Raw genomic sequence first — 22,534 nt, 5'->3', positions numbered from 1 at the left:
CGGCAATATTACAATCAAAAATTCTAATAAACTAATGCCCGAATTAACAATCAATTAATTTTAATTTAATCCGAAACTTAAAGTTCGATTTAAACACAGATATAGTAAGCAAGGGAGCAAACCTAAAACATTTAATTGATAGTTTTTCAGCTTTGATGTTGTGGAGAGCAAAAAGATAAACAGTAAATTGAATCAGGCAGGCACATATACTATTTTCTTAGTTTCAAAAAACTCTTCTTCAAAGTAATCTGATATTTCAATAAACCTGTAGTTATGTTTAAATTTTGAGAATTCCTCCTTTAAATCTCCTCCTTTCAGGCAAATTATTCCATTCCAAATATCATTTCCCCCCTGATTCCTAACTTTCCCTTTTACCCAATTATAAATCGTATCTATTTTGGCTACGGCTCTGGTAATCACAAAATCAAATTCGTCTTTTACTTTTTCTGCTCTTTGATGTGCATAGGTAACATTTTGAAGCCCAAGATGTTTGGAAACTTCTTCCACTACCTTAATTTTTTTGGCAATAGAATCCACCAAATGAAACTGACAATTAGGATATAAAATGGCAAGAGGAATACCCGGAAATCCACCCCCGGTGCCTACATCAAGTATTTTTGTATTATCCTTAAAGTCAACATATTTGGCTATGCTGAGGGAGTGTAATACATGATGAATATAAAGATTATCAATGTCTTTTCTTGAAATTACATTGATCTTTTCATTCCATTCGGAGTAAATGTCTTGTAACTGACTGATTTGATGCCTTTGTTTTTTGGTTAAATCCGGGAAATACTTGGCAACGACTTCCATAAATTGAAAGGAAATTTTGGTAGGTAAAGCTGAAAAAAATTGACTTGAAAAATTTAAATTACATTTTTGGAATTTTTCACCAAATCATAAAGTAACTCTCTTGCTCTATGCAATTGAGCTTTTACTGTTCCCAGAGGAGCTTCCAATTCCTGAGCAATTTCATCATATGATAATTCCTCAAAATATCTAAGCTTTACGAGTTTCTGGTATTTAAGAGGGAGTAGCGTTACAAATTGCCTGATGATTTCAATTTTCTGACTTTTGATAGCTTCTTCCATCGGGTCCAGGGCACCATCTTTTATATCAATACTTAGGCTATCTCCATCATCTTTGGTGATTTCGGCATTAATACTCATGGTTTCCAGCCTTTTTTTCCTAATGAAGTCGATACAATTATTTGTAGCTACTCTGAAAAGCCAGGTACTAAAGGTATAATCTTTTTTGAATTTTGATAAGTTTCTAAAAGCTTTGGCAAATGCTTCTATAGTTAAGTCTTCGGCATCATCCACATTCCTTACCATTTTCAGCATGGTATGATATACCGGTCTACGGTATTTTTCCATCAAATCAGCATAAGACTTCTCGTCCCCCTCAATCGCCTTGTCGATGAGTTCGAAATCCTCTATAGCCTTATCCGAAAACTTTTTCTTTATTTCCATAATATTTTTTTTGTTGAAATACTCGCAAATCCAATTACCACATAGTAAAATACATACAAAATATCAACAAAGGGTGTTGCCATTACTGGAAAACCTGCCTTCAGTTTTTTATTGGTAAAATAGATGATTAAAGTTAGTGCCAAAATTCTAAATAAATAAAAAACTGACACAATTAGCCAATGATTATTTAGCAAACTTAATATCAATATGCAAAAATAAAATCCGATATGGGAGAAATTTAAAGTCCCAAGGAAAACTTTATTTTCTAAATTATATTTCACCCCCACGGATAAATGCCTGATTTTCTGATTGTACCACTCAAAAAACGTTTCTGGAGGTGCTGAAATTGTTTGGCTCTCCTTGTTAATTACAATTCTCACATTTCGCTTATTCCCCACTTTATTGACAATCAAGTCATCATCTCCGCCAGTAATATTTTGGATGCCATTAAACAAACCACTATCTAAAATAATGGATTTTCTGTAAGAAAGGTTTCTTCCAACTCCCATATAAGGTTTGCCGGCCAAAGCAAATCCCAAATATTGAAGGGCTGTATAAAGTGTTTCAAATTGGATGAATAAATTTAATAATCCAGGCTTTTTTTGATAAACCCCCACACCTAAAACCAAAGAAGTTTCTGTGCCATATTTCCCATTAATAATTGAAATCCAGTCATTTGAAACAGGAAGACAATCTGCATCTGTAAGTAAAATAATATCAGAACTTGCCTTTTTTATACCAAGGTGTAAAGCGTGTTTTTTAGGATTCCAACTTTCCTTTAATTCTTCTACTCTGATAATTTTGAGTGCATCAAATTTTTTTTTAAAACTATTAAGTAAGGCTAATGAGCCATCTTCAGATCGGTCATCCACAATGATGACTTCAAAATTTTGATGAGATTGGGCTTTTAGTGCCGGAATCAATTTCTTTAAATTTTCATATTCATTCCTTGCAGCTATTACCACAGATATTTTTCCAAAATGGTTGGGGTTTATTTGTTCCCTGAAGAATATTAATCTTGAAAAAACAAAAAATATGAAAAACAATTGAAGGCCACCAAAGCCTGTCAGTGTACAAGTTAAAAAAAAATCCAAAAGGCTATTGTTCACAGTTCCAATTCCCAAAAATAGAAATAGGAGGGAGGGAATTTCTAATTTAGCCAAAAAATCCCTTGATTTGCTTATTATTTTTTTGAGCCTTTCTATTTATTGGACATTCTATAAAACATAAATTTACAAATGGAGATCAAGGAGATTATTGAAAATGCATGGGAAAACAGAGAACTTTTAAAAGATTCTGCCACCATAGAAGCCATTGAACATACTGTAGCTGAACTGGATAGTGGAAAGTTAAGAGTTGCAGAACCGACAAGCGATGGTTGGCAGGTAAATGAGTGGGTGAAAAAAGCGGTGATTTTATATTTCCCCTTACAAAAAATGGAAGTGATTAAGGTGGGACCTTTTGAGTTTCACGATAAGATAAAATTAAAAGAGGGATATGCAGACAAGGGGGTTAGGGTAGTGCCTCATGCTATCGCCAGATATGGTTCTTTTGTGAACAAAGGGGTAATTATGATGCCTTCTTATGTGAATATCGGGGCTTATGTAGATTCTGGTACTATGGTAGATACCTGGGCCACTGTGGGAAGTTGTGCTCAAATTGGGAAGGATGTACATTTAAGTGGAGGAGTAGGAATAGGAGGTGTTCTAGAGCCTGTTCAGGCTGCTCCGGTAATAATTGAAGATGGTGCATTTATTGGCTCAAGATGTATTTTAGTGGAAGGGATAAGAGTAGGAAAAGAAGCAGTTTTGGGTGCAAATGTAACTATAACTGCCAGTTCAAAAATTATTGATGTGACTGGAGATGAGCCTGTTATTTATAAAGGTTATGTACCTGAAAGATCAGTAGTAATTCCAGGTTCTATTACCAAAAAGTTTAATGCTGGAGAATACCAGGTTGGGGCTGCATTAATTATTGGTAAAAGAAAAGAGAGTACTGATAAGAAAACCTCATTGAATGATGCCTTGAGGGAAAATGATGTTTCAGTTTGATTTTCGCATTGAAAAACTATAATTTTTTGTAATGGGGAAGGGGGAATCTTTTTGAAGATAATCCTTCCCTTTTTTGTTCTATTGAATCTAAAAACTTACTTTCCAGCCAATGTAATGGTGAAATTTCCTACAATATAATACCAGTTACTTCTTTTAAAGGGAAATATTAAAAAGTGAAGATTAGGGAAGCTTTTCCAGTTTAGACTTTCATTTACCATTTGTGTTACCATCCAGATAGTAAATATTTTGCCCGATCTCAAAAATTTATTGATAAGGGTGATTTCTAAAATCAAAAAAAGTAATAGGAAAAGAAGGAAATAATAATTAATGAAATTATTAGGGAAAATAGTGAATAGTGGAGTATACGAAAACACTCCCAGCAGGAAAAGAAAAACGATAAGAATAGGGAACCAGATGGCTATTTTTCTAAGCTTTACTTTTTTCTGTCATTTCTTCCTTTTTTCCTGGTATGAATTAACTATTCCTAAATGGATTGTTTTGTGGTCTGCTTTATTCCAGTGGACAATTCCATTTTTACAGTCAAAAGGGAAATATATTTTAGCCCGGCTATCCACCCTTATTCTGGATTGTACCGTAATTTTTATTTGTAGTTTATTAGTAGGCAAGGCCTCTCATATTTATTTTTACTACTTTGTTGCCATTTGCGTCCCGCTCATGCTTTTTAGTAAAAAAGAGAAAATTAATACTTTACTTTCTTATCTGCTAATTGGGACAATCATTATCCTGGACGTTTTTTTAGGGTTTAATCCATTTGTGGAATTTAACCCTCCCCTTGAAGTACAGCAAGCCATAAGTCTCTTTGTATATCCAATTGGGCTGACTTTAATTTTTATGTTTGTTTTTTATTTAACAAATGAGTCTTACCTGGCCACGAAAAAGTTTCAAAGTGAATTAGGAAATTCCAATCACTTAAATGAGGAATTACAAAATGTGAATAAAGCACTTGACCAGTTTGTTTATAGTGCCTCACATGATTTAAGGGCCCCAATTGCTTCGGTTTTGGGTTTAATTGAGCTGGCTAAAAGTGAAGATTCCATTGAAAAGGTTAAAGAATATCTTTTATTACAGGAAAAAAGTTTATTGAAGCTTGATGAATTTATTAGAGATATTCTGAATTATTCCCGAAATGCCAGAATGGAAATCCAAAGGGAGGAGGTAGATTTCAATGAAATGATTCACGAAATTTTTAGTCAACATCAATTTAACAAAGTGCCTTTTGAAATTGAAAAAATGAAGTCAGTTTCGCAAAATAATCCTTTCATCACAGATAGAAAAAGGCTGGAAGTAGTTTTAAATAATTTAATTTCGAATGCAGTTAGGTATAGCAACCCTTATATTGAAAGTCCATATATCAGGGTGAATGTGAAGGTGAATCCATCTCAGGCCATCATTAAAGTAGAAGATAATGGGTTGGGAATAGATAATCATCACCTGACAAAGATTTTTGATATGTTCTACAGAGCTACAGACAGAATTGAAGGTACTGGTATTGGCTTGTATATTGTGAAAGAAACCATTGAAAAAATTAGAGGTGAAGTATTAGTAGAGTCAGAGCTGGAAAAGGGCTCTTGTTTCACCGTTATAATCCCCAATTTGAAAGATATTTAACTATTGTAGGGGGCGGGTAAATTAATGTTGCTCAAGTAGTTTTTCCCCTCCTCCTTTTGTATTTTTCTTATAATTTAAACTTCCCCTTACCCTTCTGTAAATTTCCAAAACAAGGCAATTCATAGTTACTAAGTCTTTTTAATTACAATTAATTATAAAATTCCAATTTAATGGATAGTTTTAAGGTCCTTAATATTTGTGGATTTAATTATTCAATTACTTGGTAAATATGAAAAATAATAAAATGCAAAGTTATTGGAAGAAAAACCTCACCTATCTGGTAATTCTTCTCCTTGTCTGGTTCACCGTATCTTATGGATTCGGAATTCTATTGGCGCCTTATCTTGACACTTTCCATCTAGGAGGATTTAAATTAGGGTTCTGGTTTGCTCAACAGGGCTCTATTTATGTATTTGTGATCATAATTTTTGTGTATGTCTGGCTTATGAACAGACTTGATAAAAATTATGATGTGGACGAAAAATAGATCATAATTAGCCTTATTTTTTTAAACTATTCAACTGACAAATAATCTTTCCAAAAAATGGAAGTACAAACCTGGACTTATATTATCGTTGGCTTAACCTTTAGCCTTTATATTGGAATTGCGCTATGGGCCAGAGCCGGATCAACAAAAGAATTTTATGTAGCTGGAGGGGGAGTTCACCCAATAGCAAATGGCTTGGCCACTGCTGCAGACTGGATGTCGGCCGCCTCATTTATTTCTATGGCCGGACTAATCTCCTTCATGGGATATGATGGAGCTGTCTACCTGATGGGCTGGACAGGAGGCTATGTGTTGCTGGCTCTGCTTCTTGCCCCTTACTTGCGAAAGTTTGGGAAATTTACCGTCCCTGATTTTATAGGTGATAGATACTATTCTGATGTAGCGAGAACTGTAGCAGTAGTTTGTGCCCTGTTTGTTTCCTTTACCTATGTTGCCGGTCAAATGAGAGGCGTTGGTGTGGTGTTTTCCAGGTTTCTTGAAGTAGACATAAATCTTGGGGTAATTATAGGTATGTGCATTGTGTTTTTTTATGCTGTTTTAGGGGGAATGAAGGGCATTACTTATACTCAGGTGGCTCAATATTGTGTGCTGATTTTTGCCTTTATGGTTCCTGCTATTTTTATTTCCATACAACTTACAGGAGAAATTCTTCCCCAAATGGGTTTTGGAGGCAAATTAATTGATGGGTCTGGGAATTTTCTTTTGGACAAACTAGACGGACTAAATGAGGAACTTGGCTTTGCGGCCTATACCAGTGGATCCAAAAGCATGCAGGATGTGTTTTTTATCACTGCTGCCCTTATGGTAGGTACCGCTGGGTTACCTCACGTTATTGTGAGATTCTTTACTGTTCCTAAAGTGAAAGATGCCCGAATTTCAGGGGGATATGCCTTGGTTTTTATAGCTATATTGTACACCACCGCACCAGCAATTGCAGCTTTTGCCAGAACTAACTTAATTACAACCGTAAGTAACCAGGATTATGTGGCTATGCCAGAATGGTTTACTAAGTGGGAAGAAACAGGGCTGATAGCCTTCGAGGATAAAAATAATGATGGTAAAATTCAATATGTGGCAGATAAGGGTACCAATGAGTTAACCATCGACAGGGACATTATGGTATTGGCCAATCCTGAAATTGCAGATTTGCCAAATTGGGTAATTGCCTTAGTCGCGGCTGGAGGGTTGGCGGCAGCGCTTTCTACAGCGGCAGGGTTATTATTGGTAATTTCCACCTCGGTTTCCCATGATTTAATTAAAAAGCAGCTCAAACCAGACATTACTGAAAAGGGAGAATTAATCTGGGCCAGAATTGCTGCAGCTGTAGCTATTATCATTGCAGGACTTTTTGGAATATTTCCTCCCGGATTTGTAGCTCAGGTGGTTGCTTTTGCATTTGGACTTGCTGCAGCCTCATTTTTTCCGGCCATTATTCTGGGGATTTTTAATAAAAAAATGAATAAGGAGGGGGCCATTGCCGGAATGGTTACCGGGCTGGTATTTACTTTGTCCTACATCATATATTTCAAATTTATTTTAGATCCTGCAGAAAATATTCCATCCAACTGGATTTTTGGTATATCTCCGGAAGGAATAGGCACCTTTGGAATGTTAATCAATTTTGTGGTGTCATTAATTGTAGCCCGTTTTTATCCGGAACCACCAGAGGAAGTTCAAAACCTGGTGGAAGACATCAGATTTCCAAGAGGAGCAGGAGCAGCAGCAGAGGGGCACTAGCATGAAAAAAGTAAACTTTAAAGTAAAAAAAGACCAGCTTGAGGAAAGCTGGTCTTTTTTTATATGTAAGGAATCTAATAAAAGTCATGTAAGAAAAATTGAATATCATTAAAATTTATTTTTTCAAACATTAATTATCATTAACAAGGAAGTCTGGTAATGTTTATTTCAGATACCTTAATTTCGGAACTTAAGACTAATCTGCATTAATTAATAAGTCTTATCATTTGTGAATTTTAATATGTAAGAATTCTTAAATGATTGCATAAAAATTGCAGAGCATTTCTTTCAACTAAATAAATGCATGAAGATAGAATTTAAAGCTTATAAAAAACACTACAAAAGAAGATGAATTACCAGAAACTACTAAAAGGTGGACTCCTTTACCTAAAGAAATTGGCATTGATTTCAATTTCTCTATTCTTATCCCAGATCACTTATTCCCAGGATGGTGCTTTCAAAATGGAAGCCGAGGAAATGACTTTATCAGGTGGATTTGTTGTTGAAAATGGAGGTTTTGCCTCGGAAGGTTCATTTGTTGGATCAAAAGATGGATCAGGATCAGCAATTTCGGACTTTGTTGGATCAGACAAAAAGTATAAAGTTAATATTGGCTATTTTGATGAAAATGATGGAACCGGGACACTGGAGGTATTGATAAATAACTTAAGTTTAGGAAGTTGGACCTTAAATGAAAATAAAGGAGTTTCAAATGCAAGTGCTGAAAGTTTTGTGAAAAAGTCCTTAACAGCAGAGTTTATTGATATTAGTAATGGAGCTAAGATTGAAATTAAAGGAACAAAAAATAATGGTGAGCATGCTCGGGTAGATTATCTTGAATTTATACCAATTGATGGGAAAAGCGGTTTGCCTGAAGTTGAAATATTTTCACCAAATTCTGGTACAATATATAACTCCCCAGCCAAAATAGCAATAGAGGCCATTGCAACTGATCCAGATAGTGTGGGTATATCGAAAGTTGAGTTTTATCATGAAAAAATACTAATAGGAACAGATTATAATGAGCCATATATCCTAGAATGGGAAAATGTAGTTAAAGGTAAATATTCCATCACTGCAAAAGCTTATGACCTAGGAGGAAGTAGCGGGACTTCCCTGCCTATTTCTTTAAATGTTCTTTCTGAAGGGACAGGTAGTTGTGAAACCCCTTTTGCCGAAAAAAATGGTGTTCTGGTTATGCAGGCTGAAGGGGGAGAATTCACAAATTCTGAATATTGGTTAGTAACAAATGATACATCGGGTTATACTGGTCAGGCTTATATTCAATGGAATCATCCAGAGACCTATACAATATTTCCCCATGGAACAGATCAGGTTAACTATTCTTTTTCAATTACAAAACCTGGAACTTACCGCTTTAGATGGCGAACAAAAATTAATAAAGTTCACCCAACTAAAAATCCCCAACATGAACATAATGATACGTATGTTAGATTTCCAGATGCTAAAGCATTTGGAATAAAAAATGATGGAGGAATTTATTACCCCGCTGGAGGGGTTGGGGTACCTCCTGGCTCTAATATTATTTATAAGAGCTCTGGAGGATGGTTTAAGGTTTTTACTGGGTATAAAACCAATTTATGGAGTTGGGATTCAAGATGTAATGATTCAGAAACTATCGTTTTTGTTACTTTTGATGCCCCGGGAACCTATCAATTCCAAATTGGGGCAAGATCTGTTGGTCATGCAATTGATAAAATAACATTACAACATGAATCAGTAGGAGGTGATCCTTATAATACTTCTGATGAAACATTGTGTACAGAAGGATCAGGAAATAAACTTCCATCTGTAAGTATTACAAGCCCTGCGAATAAGACAAAATTTGAAGAAGGTGTGGGTAGTATTCCAATAACTGCCAATGCTTCTGATCCTGATGGCTCCATTTCAAAAGTTGAATTTTACAATGGAAATACTAAAATTGGAGAAAAAAAATCTGCTCCATTTTCCATAAGTATCCCAAATCCAGAAAATGGAGTTTATTTGTTGTCCGCTAAGGCAACAGATAATAAGGGAGTTACTATTACCTCATCAGGAATTACAGTAGGAGTAGGAAATGTTGATTTAGGAAGTGTAAAACCTTCAGCTAATATTACGTCACCTGGCAATAATTCAGAGGTTGAGGCTGGAAAGAAGATTAGGATTTCTGCAAATGCCTCAGGAGGAAGTGGAGGTATTAAAAAAGTGACTTTCTTTGCAAATGGCCAGAAAATAGGAGAAGATTTCGATTCGGGATTTGGGTTAGACTGGACACCAAATATACCTGGGGAATATGAATTAACTACTTGGGTGGAGGATAATAAAGGTAATGTAGGTTTTTCAAATCCTGTTAAGATTACTGTTTTTATTAAAAATAGTCCGCCTGTAATTTCTCTTATTTCCCCTGTAGATTATGAGGTGATTGATGAAGGGGAAAATTTAAAAATTATTGCTAATGCCGCTGATAATGATGGCTCAATTTCGAAGGTGATTTTTTATGAAGGAGCCAATGTATTGCAAGAGGTATTAAATGCTCCGTATGAGTTTGAGTGGGAAACTCCTGCAATTGGAAATTATGAAATTACTGCCAAAGCCATTGATGATGAAGATGAAGAAACTGTAACAGAAGTGGTTAATATTACAGTGAATGCTCTGCCTACGGTTTCAATTTCAACCCCGCAAGATTCAGAATATTTTGGGAAAGGTACAAACCTTGAAATTTCTGCTGTAGCAGAGGATACTGATGGAACAATAGCTGAGGTTCAATTTTTCTACGGAGAAACACTCATCGGTTCTGATGAAACTGCTCCATTTGCTGTAACCTGGGAAAATCTTCCTGCAGGAGAGCACGAATTGACTGCCAAAGTAATTGATGATAATGGGGGCGAAAAAATGTCCGAAAAAGTAAAAATTACAGTAAATATTCTTCCTATTGTTTCCATTAAAACGCCTGTGAAGAATGCCATTATCACCAAAGGTGACTTGATAACATTGGAGGCTTTAGCTACTGATGAGGATGGAACGATTTTCAAGGTTATTTTTTATGATGGTGAAGAAAGTTTGGGAGAGGTGGAAACAGCTCCTTTTAAATTAGACTGGGAAAATGCTGGAGCAGGTTTACATTCTTTGAAAGCAGTAGCAATTGACAATAATGGAGGTGAATCTGTTTCGGAGATTGTTCAAATTAAAATAAACATTCCTCCTTCTGTATCTTTAGTGAAACCAACAGCAAATGATCAACTTGATTTAGGACAGGTATTTACCATTGAAGCTGGTGCAGAAGATCCTGATGGAGAAATTAAGAAAATAGAATTTTATGCAAACGATGAGCTTATCGGGGAGGATAAAATTGCTCCGTATAAATTTAACTGGAAATCTTTAGAAACTGGTGAAATTCAAATCACTGCAAAAGCCTATGATAATGAAAATGCCATTACCATAAGTGAACTAGTGACTATTATTGTGAATATGGCACCAGAGATTAAAATTATTAAGCCAGGAAATGGATCAAGTGTGTTGGCAGAAACTAATCTGGTTATTGAAGTAGAATTGAGTGATAGGGATGGAACAATAGAAAAGGTTGTCTTTTATGATGGGGAAGATTCGTTGGGGGTCTCCACTAGTGAACCATTTTCATTTACAATCAAGTCTATTTCTGCAGGTGAGCATATATTAAAAGCTGTTGCCTTTGATAATTTGGGGCAAGCTTCTGAGTCTAATATTGTTGAAATTAAAGCAACTTCAAACATTCCTCCTGAAGTTGAAATAGTAAAACCTTCTGATCAAGCTTTATATAATGAAGATGAGGAAATTGTTTTAGAGGCTAATGCATCCGATTCTGATGGCAATATTTCAAAAGTTGAATTTTATAGTGGAGCGACTCTTTTAAGGGAGGTATTTGAAAGTCCTTATCTATTTAATTGGAAAGAGGCTTCCTCTGGAGAACATATAATCACCGCAAAGGCCTATGATAATGAGGATGGTATATCTGTTTCCCAGGATATTAAACTAACCATAAACAGTATTCCAGTTGTTTCCATTACTTCTCCTATAAAAGATGGAGATTTTGTGCCTGGGAAAAATATTTTGATTGAAGTGAATGCTGAGGATGATGGAACTATACAAAAAGTAGTTTTCTATGCAAATGATCAAAAATTGGGAGAATCAGCTACAGCACCTTATAGCTTTGAATGGGCCAAACCAAGTGCTGGAATTTATGAACTTTATGCCACTGCTTTGGACGAAAATGATGGGATCGGACAAAGTCAACTGGTGAAAATTAGCGTAAAAGATTTGACTGCTTCACCAGTTTCTATTATTTCAATAACTAAAGATACCATCGTAGCGCCAGAAGTTGAAATTCCAATAGCTACAAAGATAACTGAGGGGTATGAAGTTGAGAAAGTTGAGTTTTATTTAGATGGAAATAAAGTAGGTGAAGATTCTGAAAAACCATTTGAATTTAATTTGTTAGTTGGAAAGGAAGAAGGAGAACACAAATTGACGATTAAAGCATATCATAGTGGTGGAAAAGTATTTGAATCTGGAGAACTAAATATTACTATTCAGGGAGTTTTAGGAATTAATGAGGCAAATCCTGAAGAAATTGGGTTTAATGTTTACCCAAATCCAAGTGTGGAAAAAGTTTATGTGATTTTGAATTCTGATCAATCTGAAAGAATTGACATCACACTCTCTAATGCCATTATGCAAACAGTACAGGAGAATCAAGCTTATTTACTGAAGCCTGGAGAAAACAGAATTGAAATTGAAATTAAAAATTTTAAACCTGGAATATATATCATGTCTCTGGAGATTGACGGTAAAAGATATACTAAAAAATTCCTGAAAAAATAGTCTTTTCTACCATTCTGATAACATTGAAAGACCAGCTTTCCCCAAGCTGGTTTTTTTATATGTAAGAAGTTTAATAAAAGTCATGATTTTTGCTCAAAGCATTTTTAATTAACCAAAAAACAATTTTTTATCTCTTTTTAAGCTTTTAAGGCTTTTTTTAGTGAAAAAAGAAAAAGGTTAAAACTATTCAAATTATAATAAGCTTGTATTTTTTGATTATTTTTGTGCACAATTTCAAGTTAATGGATGAAAGGAAGGGAGTAATATTTTTCCCTTTTCCTGTGATTAACTTATTGCTTCAACAATTCAATCCAATAACCTTTCAGGCCTTTTTTGATTAACAGAACCAAAACCTAATTGCTTATCAAACAATAGGACATAGGAAAATACGCACATTTAATTATTGAAAATTAGCTTTTCATATACCAGGATAAGAATTATATAAGACTTTTAATCGAATTAATTTTATGGTAAAACAATACCAGTTTTTTATATTTTTTCTGTTGGTGATTGTAGCCAATACTAAAACCCAGGCAACAGATTTTTTTTATAAAATAAATGGAGATTCTTTGTCAGTGTCTTACCCAACAGAAGGCAGTGAGTTTAATGAGATTGATAGTATAACAATTGATCTGAATATTCAATACTCTACAGATTCTATTGACAAGATAGAGTTTTTTGCTGACACCATTAAAATTGGAGAGACTAATTCTGACCCATATTCATTTACATGGAAAAATTTATCGCCCGGAAATCCGAATGTTTTTGCAAGGTTATTTCACGCTTTGGGTGATACCATATATTCTGATACGGTCAATATTTTAATTACTGAATTTCAGCCAGGTATTGAAATTTTGAACCCCTCAGAGGGAGAAGAATTTGATGAGGGCACTAATATTACCTTTCTTGCTCAAGTTGAAATGGGGAACAAAATTTTAGAAAAGGTTGATTTTTACTGGAACGAAATGCTTTTGGCTTCAAAATCATCTCCTCCATATGAGCACATTCTTGCAGGAGCAGGTATTGGAGATCATGCCGCAAAAGCTATTTTGTATTATGAAGAGGAAGATTCTGTTATTTCAGAGGAAATTAATTTTTCAGTCATTGATTTTATACCAGAAATATCTCTTTTAAAACCACTTGATAATCAGGTTTTTAATGAAACAGAATCAATAGAAATACTTCCTGATATTTTAGCCGGAAATGATACAATAGTAAAGGTGGAATATTATGCGGATACTGAATTTATTGGAGAATCAAATACTGCTCCGTTTAGCCTCAATTGGGAAAATGTTAATGCAGGGACTTTTGACATTAAAGGAGATTTATTTACAAATAAGGATACCGTTTCATCCGCACCAATTGCCATAACTGTTGATCCTTTTATACCTACAGCAACTATTTTAGCTCCGGAAAATAACGCAACATATGACGAACCCGCTTCATTGCAGATTTCGGCAGAAGTAGAATTATGGCAGGATACTGTAAACAAGGTGACTTTTTATGCTGATACAGATATCCTTTTTGAAACCCCAAACACCCCGTTTGAATACAACTGGACGGAGGTTGGAGAAGGTATTTATGGAATTTTTGCCAAATTTAATTTAACCTCAGGTGATTCCTTATATTCAGACACCGTAAACGTTACAGTTAATGCTTTTACACCTTCAATTAGCATAACCAGCCCCCTTAATAATGAAACTTTTAATGATTTGGAAAGCATCCAGATTGAGACAGAGTATAGCATTTGGAAGGATAGTATTGCCAGAGTCGATTTTTTTAAGGATAGTGTTTTAATAAATCAGGACACAGAAGAGCCTTATGCTTATTTATTGGAAAATCTGGATAGTGGATTATCAAGCCTTATGGTGAGAATGTATTTGGAATCAGGAGATTTTGTTGATTCGGAATTGATAAGTGTGAATGTTGTTCCCTTTCAACCTGAAATTACCATTACCAGTCCTACTAATAACCAGGAGTTTAACGAGTATTCCGATATTTTGCTTGAAGTAAATACTACTGTAGGTTTAGACACCATACTGGAAATCATTTATTATAATGCTGTCAATCCTTTGGATACAGTCACTATTCCACCTTACTCATTCGATTACCAGAATGTAGAGGAAGGTAATTATAAATTTATTGGTAAAATGCGCCTGAAGTCTGGGGAGGAAGTGGTTTCAGATACGGTTTCTGTCAAGGTCAATCCTTTCATGGCAGAAGTTTCTATTCAGCAACCAGCTGAAAACCAGGAGTTTTTTCAAGACTCTGTGATCAAAATTGTTCCCAACTATTCCATTGGAGAAGATACTATTTCTGCAATACACTATTATGTTGATAATAAAGAAATTGGATCAGTAACCCAATCTCCGTTTTCGATAAACTGGTTTTCAAATAAAACAGGAGAATATGATATAACTGCAAAAATGTATTTGACTTCAGGTGATTCTGCTATCTCTAATCCGGTGAATGTTTTTGTGGTTGCGCTAAAACCCGTCTTATCCCTTACAAGTCCTACTTCTAATGCCACTTTTAAAGTTGATGAGAATATTCCTCTTTCCGTAAATATTTCGAATCCTCCATCCTCTATTACAAAGGTGGAGTATTTAAATGGAAATACAGTAATAAAAGAAGCAACTTCAGCTCCATATGCAAGTAGTTGGGACAATGCAACTTTAGGAAATTATAATATTTCAGCCAGGTTAATTGCTGAATCACTTGACACTATTTATTCTGGTTCAGTATCCATTAAAGTGGAGGAGAATGTGATTATAGATGATAAGTTCTATGAGGCAGAGCAAATGGAATTAACAAATTACCAGATAGAAGAGGCTCCTTATGCTTCTAATGGGAAAGTAATCGGTATCCTTTCCGGAGGAGATGGAAGTGTTGGGACAGCCTCTTTTACATTTAACGGTGAAACGGATACTTATAGAATTGTGCTAGCTTATTTTGATGAAAATGATGGAAAAGGTTCAATAGAAGTGAACATTGGAGGAAAGCAGGTATCAAGTTTTGTGTTAGACCAAAATTTAGGTTCTTCGGGACCTGGAGAAATTACACTGGTGAAAAAGATTTTACTTACAAACACTGAAATAGCAAAGGGTACGGAAATAGAAATTAAAGGGGTAAGACAGGGTGGTGAATGGACACGAATAGATTTCATGGAGTTCCAAACGCTTGATGGAATAAATATTCCGCCAGTATCATCCTTATCAAGTCCAACCAATGGTGATAGTTTTGAAAAAGGGTCAACCATTGTTCTGGAGGCAAATGCCAGTGATCCGGATGGACTTATTCAAAAGGTAAGATTTATGGCAGGAGAAAAACTTTTAGGAGAAGATAATACCAATCCATATTCTTATAGTTGGGCAAATGTGGAAGAGGGAGATTATGAACTGAAAGCAATTGCTTTTGACGATCAGGGTGATTCTACAGTATCGGATGTTGTGGAAATTAAAGTGGCTGCCCCCGGAAGTGGGGAATGCGCAACTACTTACGCTGAAAATGATGGATTACTCATAATTGAAGGAGAAGAAGCAACGCTCACGGGTGATTGGAAATTTAAATCCGATTTATCTGGATATACAGGACAAGGCTATATTGAATGGGATGGACCAAATTATTTTGATAAACCTGTTTCCGATATCCTAACGTTTAATATTACTATTAACAAAACTGGTACATATAAATTTCAGTGGCATAGTAGGATTGCCAAAGGTAATCTACCCTCGGAAAATAATGATACCTGGTTTAAAGTAGAAAATGCTAAAATGTTTGCGGAAGAAGATGGGGCTATAGTTTATCCAAAAGATGGATATAATGCGCCTTCAGGGGCAGCAACTTCTTATAATAGCGTAGATGGATGGTTTAGTGTTTATCATGGAATTGTAAATGCCTGGAGCTGGAGGAGTTACGTTATTTCTCCTCTATATGCTACGTTTCAGATTTTTGTGGAATTTGATAAACCTGGTGAATATGAGTTACAAATTGCTCCAAGGTCGAATGGTCATGCTATAGACAGATTGATATTATTTCATCCGGAGAGTGTCCTGGGAGATGTAGCAAGGGATTTATCCAATAATGAAACCTATTGTTCCGGTGCAGTGGTTAACAAAAAGCCTGTAGTAAAATTGACTAAACCGGCTAACAATACTATCCTTGAGGAAGACAAAATTGATATTATTTTAGAGGCTGAAGCATCGGATGAAGATGGAGAAATTGCCAAAGTGGAGTTTTTTCAGGGAAGTACCTTACTTGGTTCTACACAAACGAGCCCTTATAATTTCTTATGGGAAAAAGTAGAAAAAGGAATTTATAACCTTACCGCAAAGGCTACAGATAATTCAGGGGCGGTGGTAACTTCTTCAGTGGTGAGTATAAATGTTGGTAATGTTGATCCAAATAATTCCCTCCCGACAGCTACTATAATTTCACCAAAAAATGGAGCAAAATTCGACATCGGTGAGCCTTTTATATATGAAGCTTCAGCATCTGATTCAGATGGAGAAATTACCAAAGTTGATTTTTACTACAACGGAAATTTATTGAATACGGATTCCACAGCTCCCTATAAATTTACCTGGGAAACTACCATTGCTGAAGATTATGAGCTTACCGTAAAGGCATACGATGATCAGGGAGGAGTGACAACTTCGGAGCTCGTACTGATTTCCATAAATTCTGTACCAGGAAATTTACCTCCAACAATTTCCATGAAAACACCTAAGGATAATGCCACTTTTACCTCCACCGCTTTAATAAATCTGGAGGCTACGACCATTGATAAGGATGGAAGCATTAGTATAGTGGAGTTTTATATTAATGGAGAGAAAGTAGGTGAGGATGAAACCGAACCTTACACCTACTTGTGGGCTAAACCAGAGGCCGGACCTTATTCCATTTATGCCAGAGCAATTGATAATCAGGGGTCCACTGGGAATAGTCAGTTAATTAATGTAATAGTCCAGGATGTGGATAATCCCCAGTCCCCGGTTCAGATTATTTCTCCAGCACAGGATACAACCATAAATGTAGATGAAACAATAGAAATTGTGACCCAAACAGGAAAGGATTATGGGATTGACAGAGTGGTTTTTCTGGTGGATGGTCAAAATGCTGGAGAGGATGATACCTTCCCGTTTACCCGAGATTTAACTTTCAAAACAGAAGGCGTATTTACCCTTACTGTCAAGGCTTTCAACAGTTCTGGGGCTACTTATGTTTCGGACCCTGTTCGGATAGGAGTTGGGGAAGAACCTGGTCCTCTTGGCATTAATAAAGGAGATGAAGAAAAAATTGGTCTGAACCTTTACCCTAACCCTTCATCCGGAAGTTTTAATGTGAATTTCAATGTGTTAAAACCTGGGAACCTTTCTCTTAAAATGGTGAATTTCCTTGGTAAGGAAGTCTACCAGGAAAATGTAGGCATGGTGAGTGGGGAAAACATTATTCCTTTAGAATTAACTGGAAACCCTGCCGGATTATACCTGGTCATACTTGAATTGAATGAGGAAGTATTTATCAAAAAGATCATGTTAGAGTAAGCTCATTTGGTCAGCAACTCATATGCAGGGAGAACGCTTTACCTTTATTTCTAAATTGTTAGATTTTCTTCTCTTAAAGAAGTCTATTTTTCTCTTGCCTAAAGATCATATTTTATAACTTTGCGGTTATGGATAAAAATAGGACAATATTTGAGGATAATCGCCTGCTGCTCACAGAACCTTTTGAAGAAAGATTAATTAACCCGGATGGTATTGGTATTGAGCATCATACGTTTGTTTCAGCATGTGAAATCCCTGAGGAAAAGGTATTTTGGGTAATTGCTGATGCACACAAAAAAAGACCTCATCTGTTTGGTACTGAAGATTCTTTTAAAGCTGCTGAAGAAAAAGTTTTGGCAGCCCTCAAAAATAAAAGAGCGATATGCAGAAATCCCAATTTTGCTTTCGAGGAATATGTGGAACAAAAAGTAGAACAAGTTACTTTTCAATCACAGGATGCCGGATTTGCAGAAACCACTAAGCTGGAGTTTGTCTACGAAAAATTTGGTTTCTGTAAGTATTTAATTAAGAAAAAAGCCAGTAGTGAACTTGTGGTTTATGGGGTTCGGTATTCCGATAAATTTAAACCAGCTCCCGATACTCCTGTTTTTAAATTAAACAAAAGAGAACTAGATAATACCGGTGAAACCAAAGCCAGAGGCCAGATTTTCTGTACAGAGGAGAAAAAAATGGAGTTGGATAAGTTCAAAAAAGCGCCTCATTATTTGAAAATTTTTGGTTTGGACTGGAGTGCAGAAGTCAGCGATGTAAAATATTGGTTTAGGAAACTAAGTAAGGAATATCATCCTGATTTAGGTGGAAATGTGAAGAAATTCCGGGAACTGATCGAATGTTATGAGAAAGCTATAAAATCAATTAATGCCCGAAATGAAAGGGATGGTTTTATTTAAGAGGTTTTCAATCACTTCTTTGCTAGTTTTGCAATCATTTTTATTATCAAACAAATTTAATGGGAGGTTTTTAAGTCCCTGATAAAAGAAGAATTCATTAGAATGGAAAAAACATATAATCCTCAGGATGTAGAAGATAAGTGGTATAAGTATTGGCTGGATCAGAAATTTTTTAGTTCCAAACCAAATCCAGATAAAGAACCCTTTACCATAGTAATTCCCCCTCCAAACGTAACAGGAGTGTTGCACATGGGGCACATGCTTAATAATACCATTCAGGATGTATTGACCAGAAGGGCAAGAATGCAGGGAAAAGAGGCTTGTTGGGTGCCTGGTACTGACCATGCTTCAATTGCCACTGAAGCCAAAGTGGTAAAAATGCTGAAAGAGGAGAAAGGGATTAATAAAAAAGATATTTCCAGAGACGAATTCCTAAGTTATGCCTGGGAATGGAAGGAAAAATATGGCGGGATCATCCTGGAGCAGTTAAAAAAATTGGGGGCTTCATGCGATTGGGACAGAACCCGATTTACAATGGATGAGGATTATTACAAAGAGGTAATTTCCGTATTTGTGGATCTTCATAAAAAAGGGCTGATTTACAGGGGAGTTCGAATGGTAAACTGGGATCCTCAGGGTAAAACGGCTTTGTCCGATGAGGAAGTAATTCACAGAGAAGTAAATTCCAGGCTTTTCTATGTGAAATATAAAATTAAAGATGAAGACGAATTTGTAACCATTGCTACTACAAGGCCAGAAACAATTTTGGGTGATAGTGCGGTTTGTGTAAATCCAAATGATGAAAGATTCAAGCATCTGATTGGGAAAAAGGTGATTATTCCAATGGTGAATAGGGAAGTGCCTGTTATTGGAGATGATTATGTGGATATGGAGTTTGGTACAGGTTGCCTGAAAATTACTCCTGCCCATGATTTGAATGACTACGAAATTGGAATAAGACACAATTTGGAAGTTATTGATATTCTGGAAGATGATGGAACATTAAGTGAGAAGGCTCAATTTTTTGTTGGTGAGGACAGGTTTGTGGTAAGGAAAAAAATTGTGAAGGAACTGGAAGCCATGGAGCAGCTGGTGAAGATTGAGGACATGGTGAACAAAGTGGGTTTTTCGGAAAGAACTGATGCGGTGATTGAACCCAAACTTTCCATGCAGTGGTTCATGAAAATGGATGGGCTTTCAAAACCTGCGCTGGAAAATGTGATGAATGATAACATCAAGTTTTATCCTTCAAAGTTCAAGAATACCTATAAACACTGGATGGAAAACATCCGGGACTGGTGTATCTCCAGACAACTTTGGTGGGGGCACAGAATTCCGGCCTGGTACCTTCCAGATGGTTCTTATGTAGTAGGAAATAATGAAGAAGGGGCCTTGAAACTGGCTCAGGAAAAAGATGCCAGCCTCACTTTAGCTGATTTAAGGCAGGAGGAGGATGTATTGGATACCTGGGCTTCCTCATGGCTGTGGCCAATTTCTGTATTCAATGGAATTAACGATCCTGATAATGAGGATATCAAATATTATTATCCAACTAATGATTTGGTAACTGCTCCGGAAATTTTATTCTTCTGGGTAGCCAGAATGATCATTACTGGGTATGAATATAAAGGCGAATTACCATTCAAAAATGTTTACCTGACGGGAATTGTTCGGGATAAGCAAAGGAGAAAAATGTCTAAATCTTTGGGTAACTCACCCGATCCTTTGGATTTAATCGATAAGTATGGAGCAGACGGAATCAGAACAGGAATGTTGTTTTCTTCTCCTGCAGGAAATGATTTGCTTTTTGATGAAAAACTTTGTCTTCAGGGCAGGAATTTCTCTAATAAAATCTGGAATGCTTTACGTCTGGTAAAAGGATTGGAAGTGAAGGATGAACTTTCCGGAAGTGACAATGAAGTGGCTATTCAGTGGTTCCAGTCCAGGTTTAATAAGGCTGTGGAAGAAATTGAAGATCATTATTCCAAGTTCAGAATTTCCGATGCTTTAATGACCACCTATAAGTTGGTTTGGAATGACTTCTGTTCCTGGTATCTGGAAATGGTGAAGCCGGATTTTGAGCAGCCCATTGATAAAAAGACCTATGACCAAACGATTAATTTCTTCGAGCAAATTGTAAGACTCTTACACCCGTTTATGCCATTTATTACTGAAGAAATCTGGCATTTAATCGGTGAGCGATCGGAAAAGGATTGTATTGTGGTGGCAAAATACCCTGAGCTTTTACCTTATGACAGTGCTATTTTAAAAGAGGCAGAGGCTGTTTTTGAGGTAATCACCAACATCAGAAATTTGAGAAATTCAAAAGGTATAAATAAAAGCCAGGCATTGGATTTATACATCAAAACTTCCGACAAAGGTTTTTATGGCAAGTTTGAAAGTATCTTACAAAGATTGGCTAATTTATCGAAAGTAGAATATGTCACTGAAAAAGTAGAAGGTGCTATCAGTTTTGTATATACAGCCGATGAATTCTTTGTGCCAATTGCCGGTGAAATTGATGTGGAAAAAGAAAAGGAAAAAATCCTTTCTGAAATTGAATATACCAAGGGCTTCTTAAAATCAGTAGATAAAAAGTTGGGCAATAAGCGATTTGTAAATAATGCTCCGGCAAAAGTAGTTGAAAATGAGAAGCAGAAGAAAAAAGATGCAGAGGAAAAATTAGTGGCACTGGAAGCGGCTCTATCCAGTTTATAAAATTAGTTTTTTATTAAACTGCCTGATCTTTGATTTAAATTAAATCAAAAAAAAAACTAAAGAAGGAAAAAGGAATTTTGTATCCCATATAATTTCCTTTTATCCTTCTTTTTTCTTTATTTTTATCTTATATTCCAAATTGGTGGCGGGTAATAATACAATTGGCTGGTTTCAGCCCAGAAAAATTAAACTCATTCCAAAAAACTTTAATTATTATAACAGGAACTTATTACCCATTTTTACCTTTAACTGAAATAAGATTCCCCACTTTTTTTCTGAAAATATGAAAAACGTTTTCCAAAAAATATTTCTTTTCTCGGCTCTGATTTCCCTGGCACTATTTAGTAATTCCTGTAAAAAAACAGAGGCAACTTCCAGTATCATTGCCAAAAAGGCAAAAGTAAAAGAGCTGGATTATGCTTTATTTACAGCAAAGGGTAAATTAAAAATAGAGCAGGGTGATACCAAGCAAAGGGTAATTGCTGATGTGAGGATGAAAAAGGACAGCATTATCTGGCTTTCTATGAAATCTCCTACAGGAATTGAAGGCGCAAGATTACTGGCCACTCCCGACTCTGTAGTCATGTTGGACAGGTTGAATAATGTATTTTATGCCTACACTTTCCCGGAAATCTCGAGAATTTTAAAGTTTGATTTAAACCTTCCTATGCTGCAATCTATTGTGGTAGGAAATGCATTGGTTTTTGATGAGGGAAATGCTATTGTAACCAAGGATGATACGCATAAAATTCTTTCCCAACTGGTCAATAACATTAAAATAGAAAGTAAAATATCTAAATCAACTTCTAAACTGGAGGAGATAACGGTGGAAAATTTTAACAACCGTAACCAGTTGCAGGTAGAGTACAGTAATTTCAAGGAAATTAACAACCGTCTGATTGCCCACTCCGCCAATGCACTATTTACTTTCAGGGATGAAGCTCAGATAAAAAGTATCAATTTTGAAGTGAATTATACGCGAACCGGCTTTGATGGCGAGGAACTGAATTTCCCCTTCAAAATTCCCAGAAAATTTAAGCAGGCCATTATTGATGTTGAAAAAGCCCAGGGAAGAAAATAATTTTAATAATTCGATTAAAAAGGA

Annotated in this window: 12 protein-coding genes; 9 read left to right on the top strand and 3 right to left on the bottom strand. The window is 35.7% G+C overall.

The features are described from left to right. Window positions 1-192: 192 nt before the first annotated feature. From rsmG to A3EM_RS0138405, 3 genes are read right to left on the bottom strand one after another with little or no spacing between them, the layout of a single operon-like run. Window positions 193-813, bottom strand: coding sequence for a 16S rRNA (guanine(527)-N(7))-methyltransferase RsmG (gene rsmG, locus A3EM_RS0138415; protein WP_020533558.1), 621 nt, complete (start codon window positions 811-813; stop codon window positions 193-195). 53 nt (window positions 814-866) lie between these two features. Next, the gene (locus A3EM_RS0138410) at window positions 867-1,472 is read right to left on the bottom strand and encodes an RNA polymerase sigma factor (protein WP_020533557.1); all 606 of its coding nucleotides are present in this window, start codon (window positions 1,470-1,472) and stop codon (window positions 867-869) included. Then, a complete protein-coding gene (locus tag A3EM_RS0138405; RefSeq protein ID WP_052323413.1) occupies window positions 1,463-2,635 on the bottom strand; it encodes a glycosyltransferase in 1,173 nt (390 codons plus the stop codon). Before A3EM_RS0138405 ends, A3EM_RS0138410 begins: the two co-directional genes overlap by 10 nt. A gap of 75 nt (window positions 2,636-2,710) precedes the next feature. Between A3EM_RS0138405 and A3EM_RS0138400 the strand changes: the two genes are divergently transcribed. From A3EM_RS0138400 to lolB1, 9 genes are all read left to right on the top strand, one after another. Further along, complete coding sequence (locus tag A3EM_RS0138400; protein WP_020533555.1) at window positions 2,711-3,523, top strand: 2,3,4,5-tetrahydropyridine-2,6-dicarboxylate N-succinyltransferase; 813 nt, start codon at window positions 2,711-2,713, stop codon at window positions 3,521-3,523. Window positions 3,524-3,850: 327 nt separating this feature from the next. Then, window positions 3,851-5,152 (top strand): sensor histidine kinase, encoded by a 1,302-nt coding sequence (locus A3EM_RS46770; protein WP_052323412.1) that lies wholly within the window; start codon window positions 3,851-3,853, stop codon window positions 5,150-5,152. 229 nt (window positions 5,153-5,381) lie between these two features. Continuing rightward, complete coding sequence (locus tag A3EM_RS0138380) at window positions 5,382-5,639, top strand: DUF4212 domain-containing protein (protein WP_020533551.1); 258 nt, start codon at window positions 5,382-5,384, stop codon at window positions 5,637-5,639. Window positions 5,640-5,696: 57 nt separating this feature from the next. Further along, on the top strand, window positions 5,697-7,397 hold the full coding sequence (locus A3EM_RS0138375) for a sodium:solute symporter family protein (RefSeq protein ID WP_020533550.1): 1,701 nt from the start codon (window positions 5,697-5,699) through the stop codon (window positions 7,395-7,397). 396 nt (window positions 7,398-7,793) lie between these two features. Next, window positions 7,794-12,254, top strand: a complete 4,461-nt coding sequence (locus tag A3EM_RS0138370) for an Ig-like domain-containing protein (RefSeq protein WP_169513465.1) — start codon at window positions 7,794-7,796, stop codon at window positions 12,252-12,254. A 467-nt stretch (window positions 12,255-12,721) separates the two neighbouring features. Next, on the top strand, window positions 12,722-17,800 hold the full coding sequence (locus tag A3EM_RS0138360) for an Ig-like domain-containing protein (RefSeq protein WP_020533547.1): 5,079 nt from the start codon (window positions 12,722-12,724) through the stop codon (window positions 17,798-17,800). A 128-nt stretch (window positions 17,801-17,928) separates the two neighbouring features. After that, window positions 17,929-18,711 (top strand): hypothetical protein, encoded by a 783-nt coding sequence (locus A3EM_RS0138355; RefSeq protein ID WP_020533546.1) that lies wholly within the window; start codon window positions 17,929-17,931, stop codon window positions 18,709-18,711. 96 nt (window positions 18,712-18,807) lie between these two features. Next, window positions 18,808-21,429 carry a valine--tRNA ligase gene (locus A3EM_RS0138350; protein ID WP_425402081.1) on the top strand — a complete coding sequence of 874 codons (2,622 nt, stop codon included), beginning with the start codon at window positions 18,808-18,810 and terminating at the stop codon, window positions 21,427-21,429. A gap of 283 nt (window positions 21,430-21,712) precedes the next feature. Then, window positions 21,713-22,510, top strand: coding sequence for a lipoprotein insertase outer membrane protein LolB1 (gene lolB1 / locus A3EM_RS0138340; protein WP_020533543.1), 798 nt, complete (start codon window positions 21,713-21,715; stop codon window positions 22,508-22,510). The last annotated feature ends 24 nt before the right edge of the window (window positions 22,511-22,534 follow it).

This window comes from Flexithrix dorotheae DSM 6795 (assembly GCF_000379765.1).
Taxonomy (GTDB): domain Bacteria; phylum Bacteroidota; class Bacteroidia; order Cytophagales; family Flammeovirgaceae; genus Flexithrix; species Flexithrix dorotheae.
Note: the sequence above shows the minus strand (reverse complement) of the source record. Positions and strands in the feature narration are given on the sequence as shown.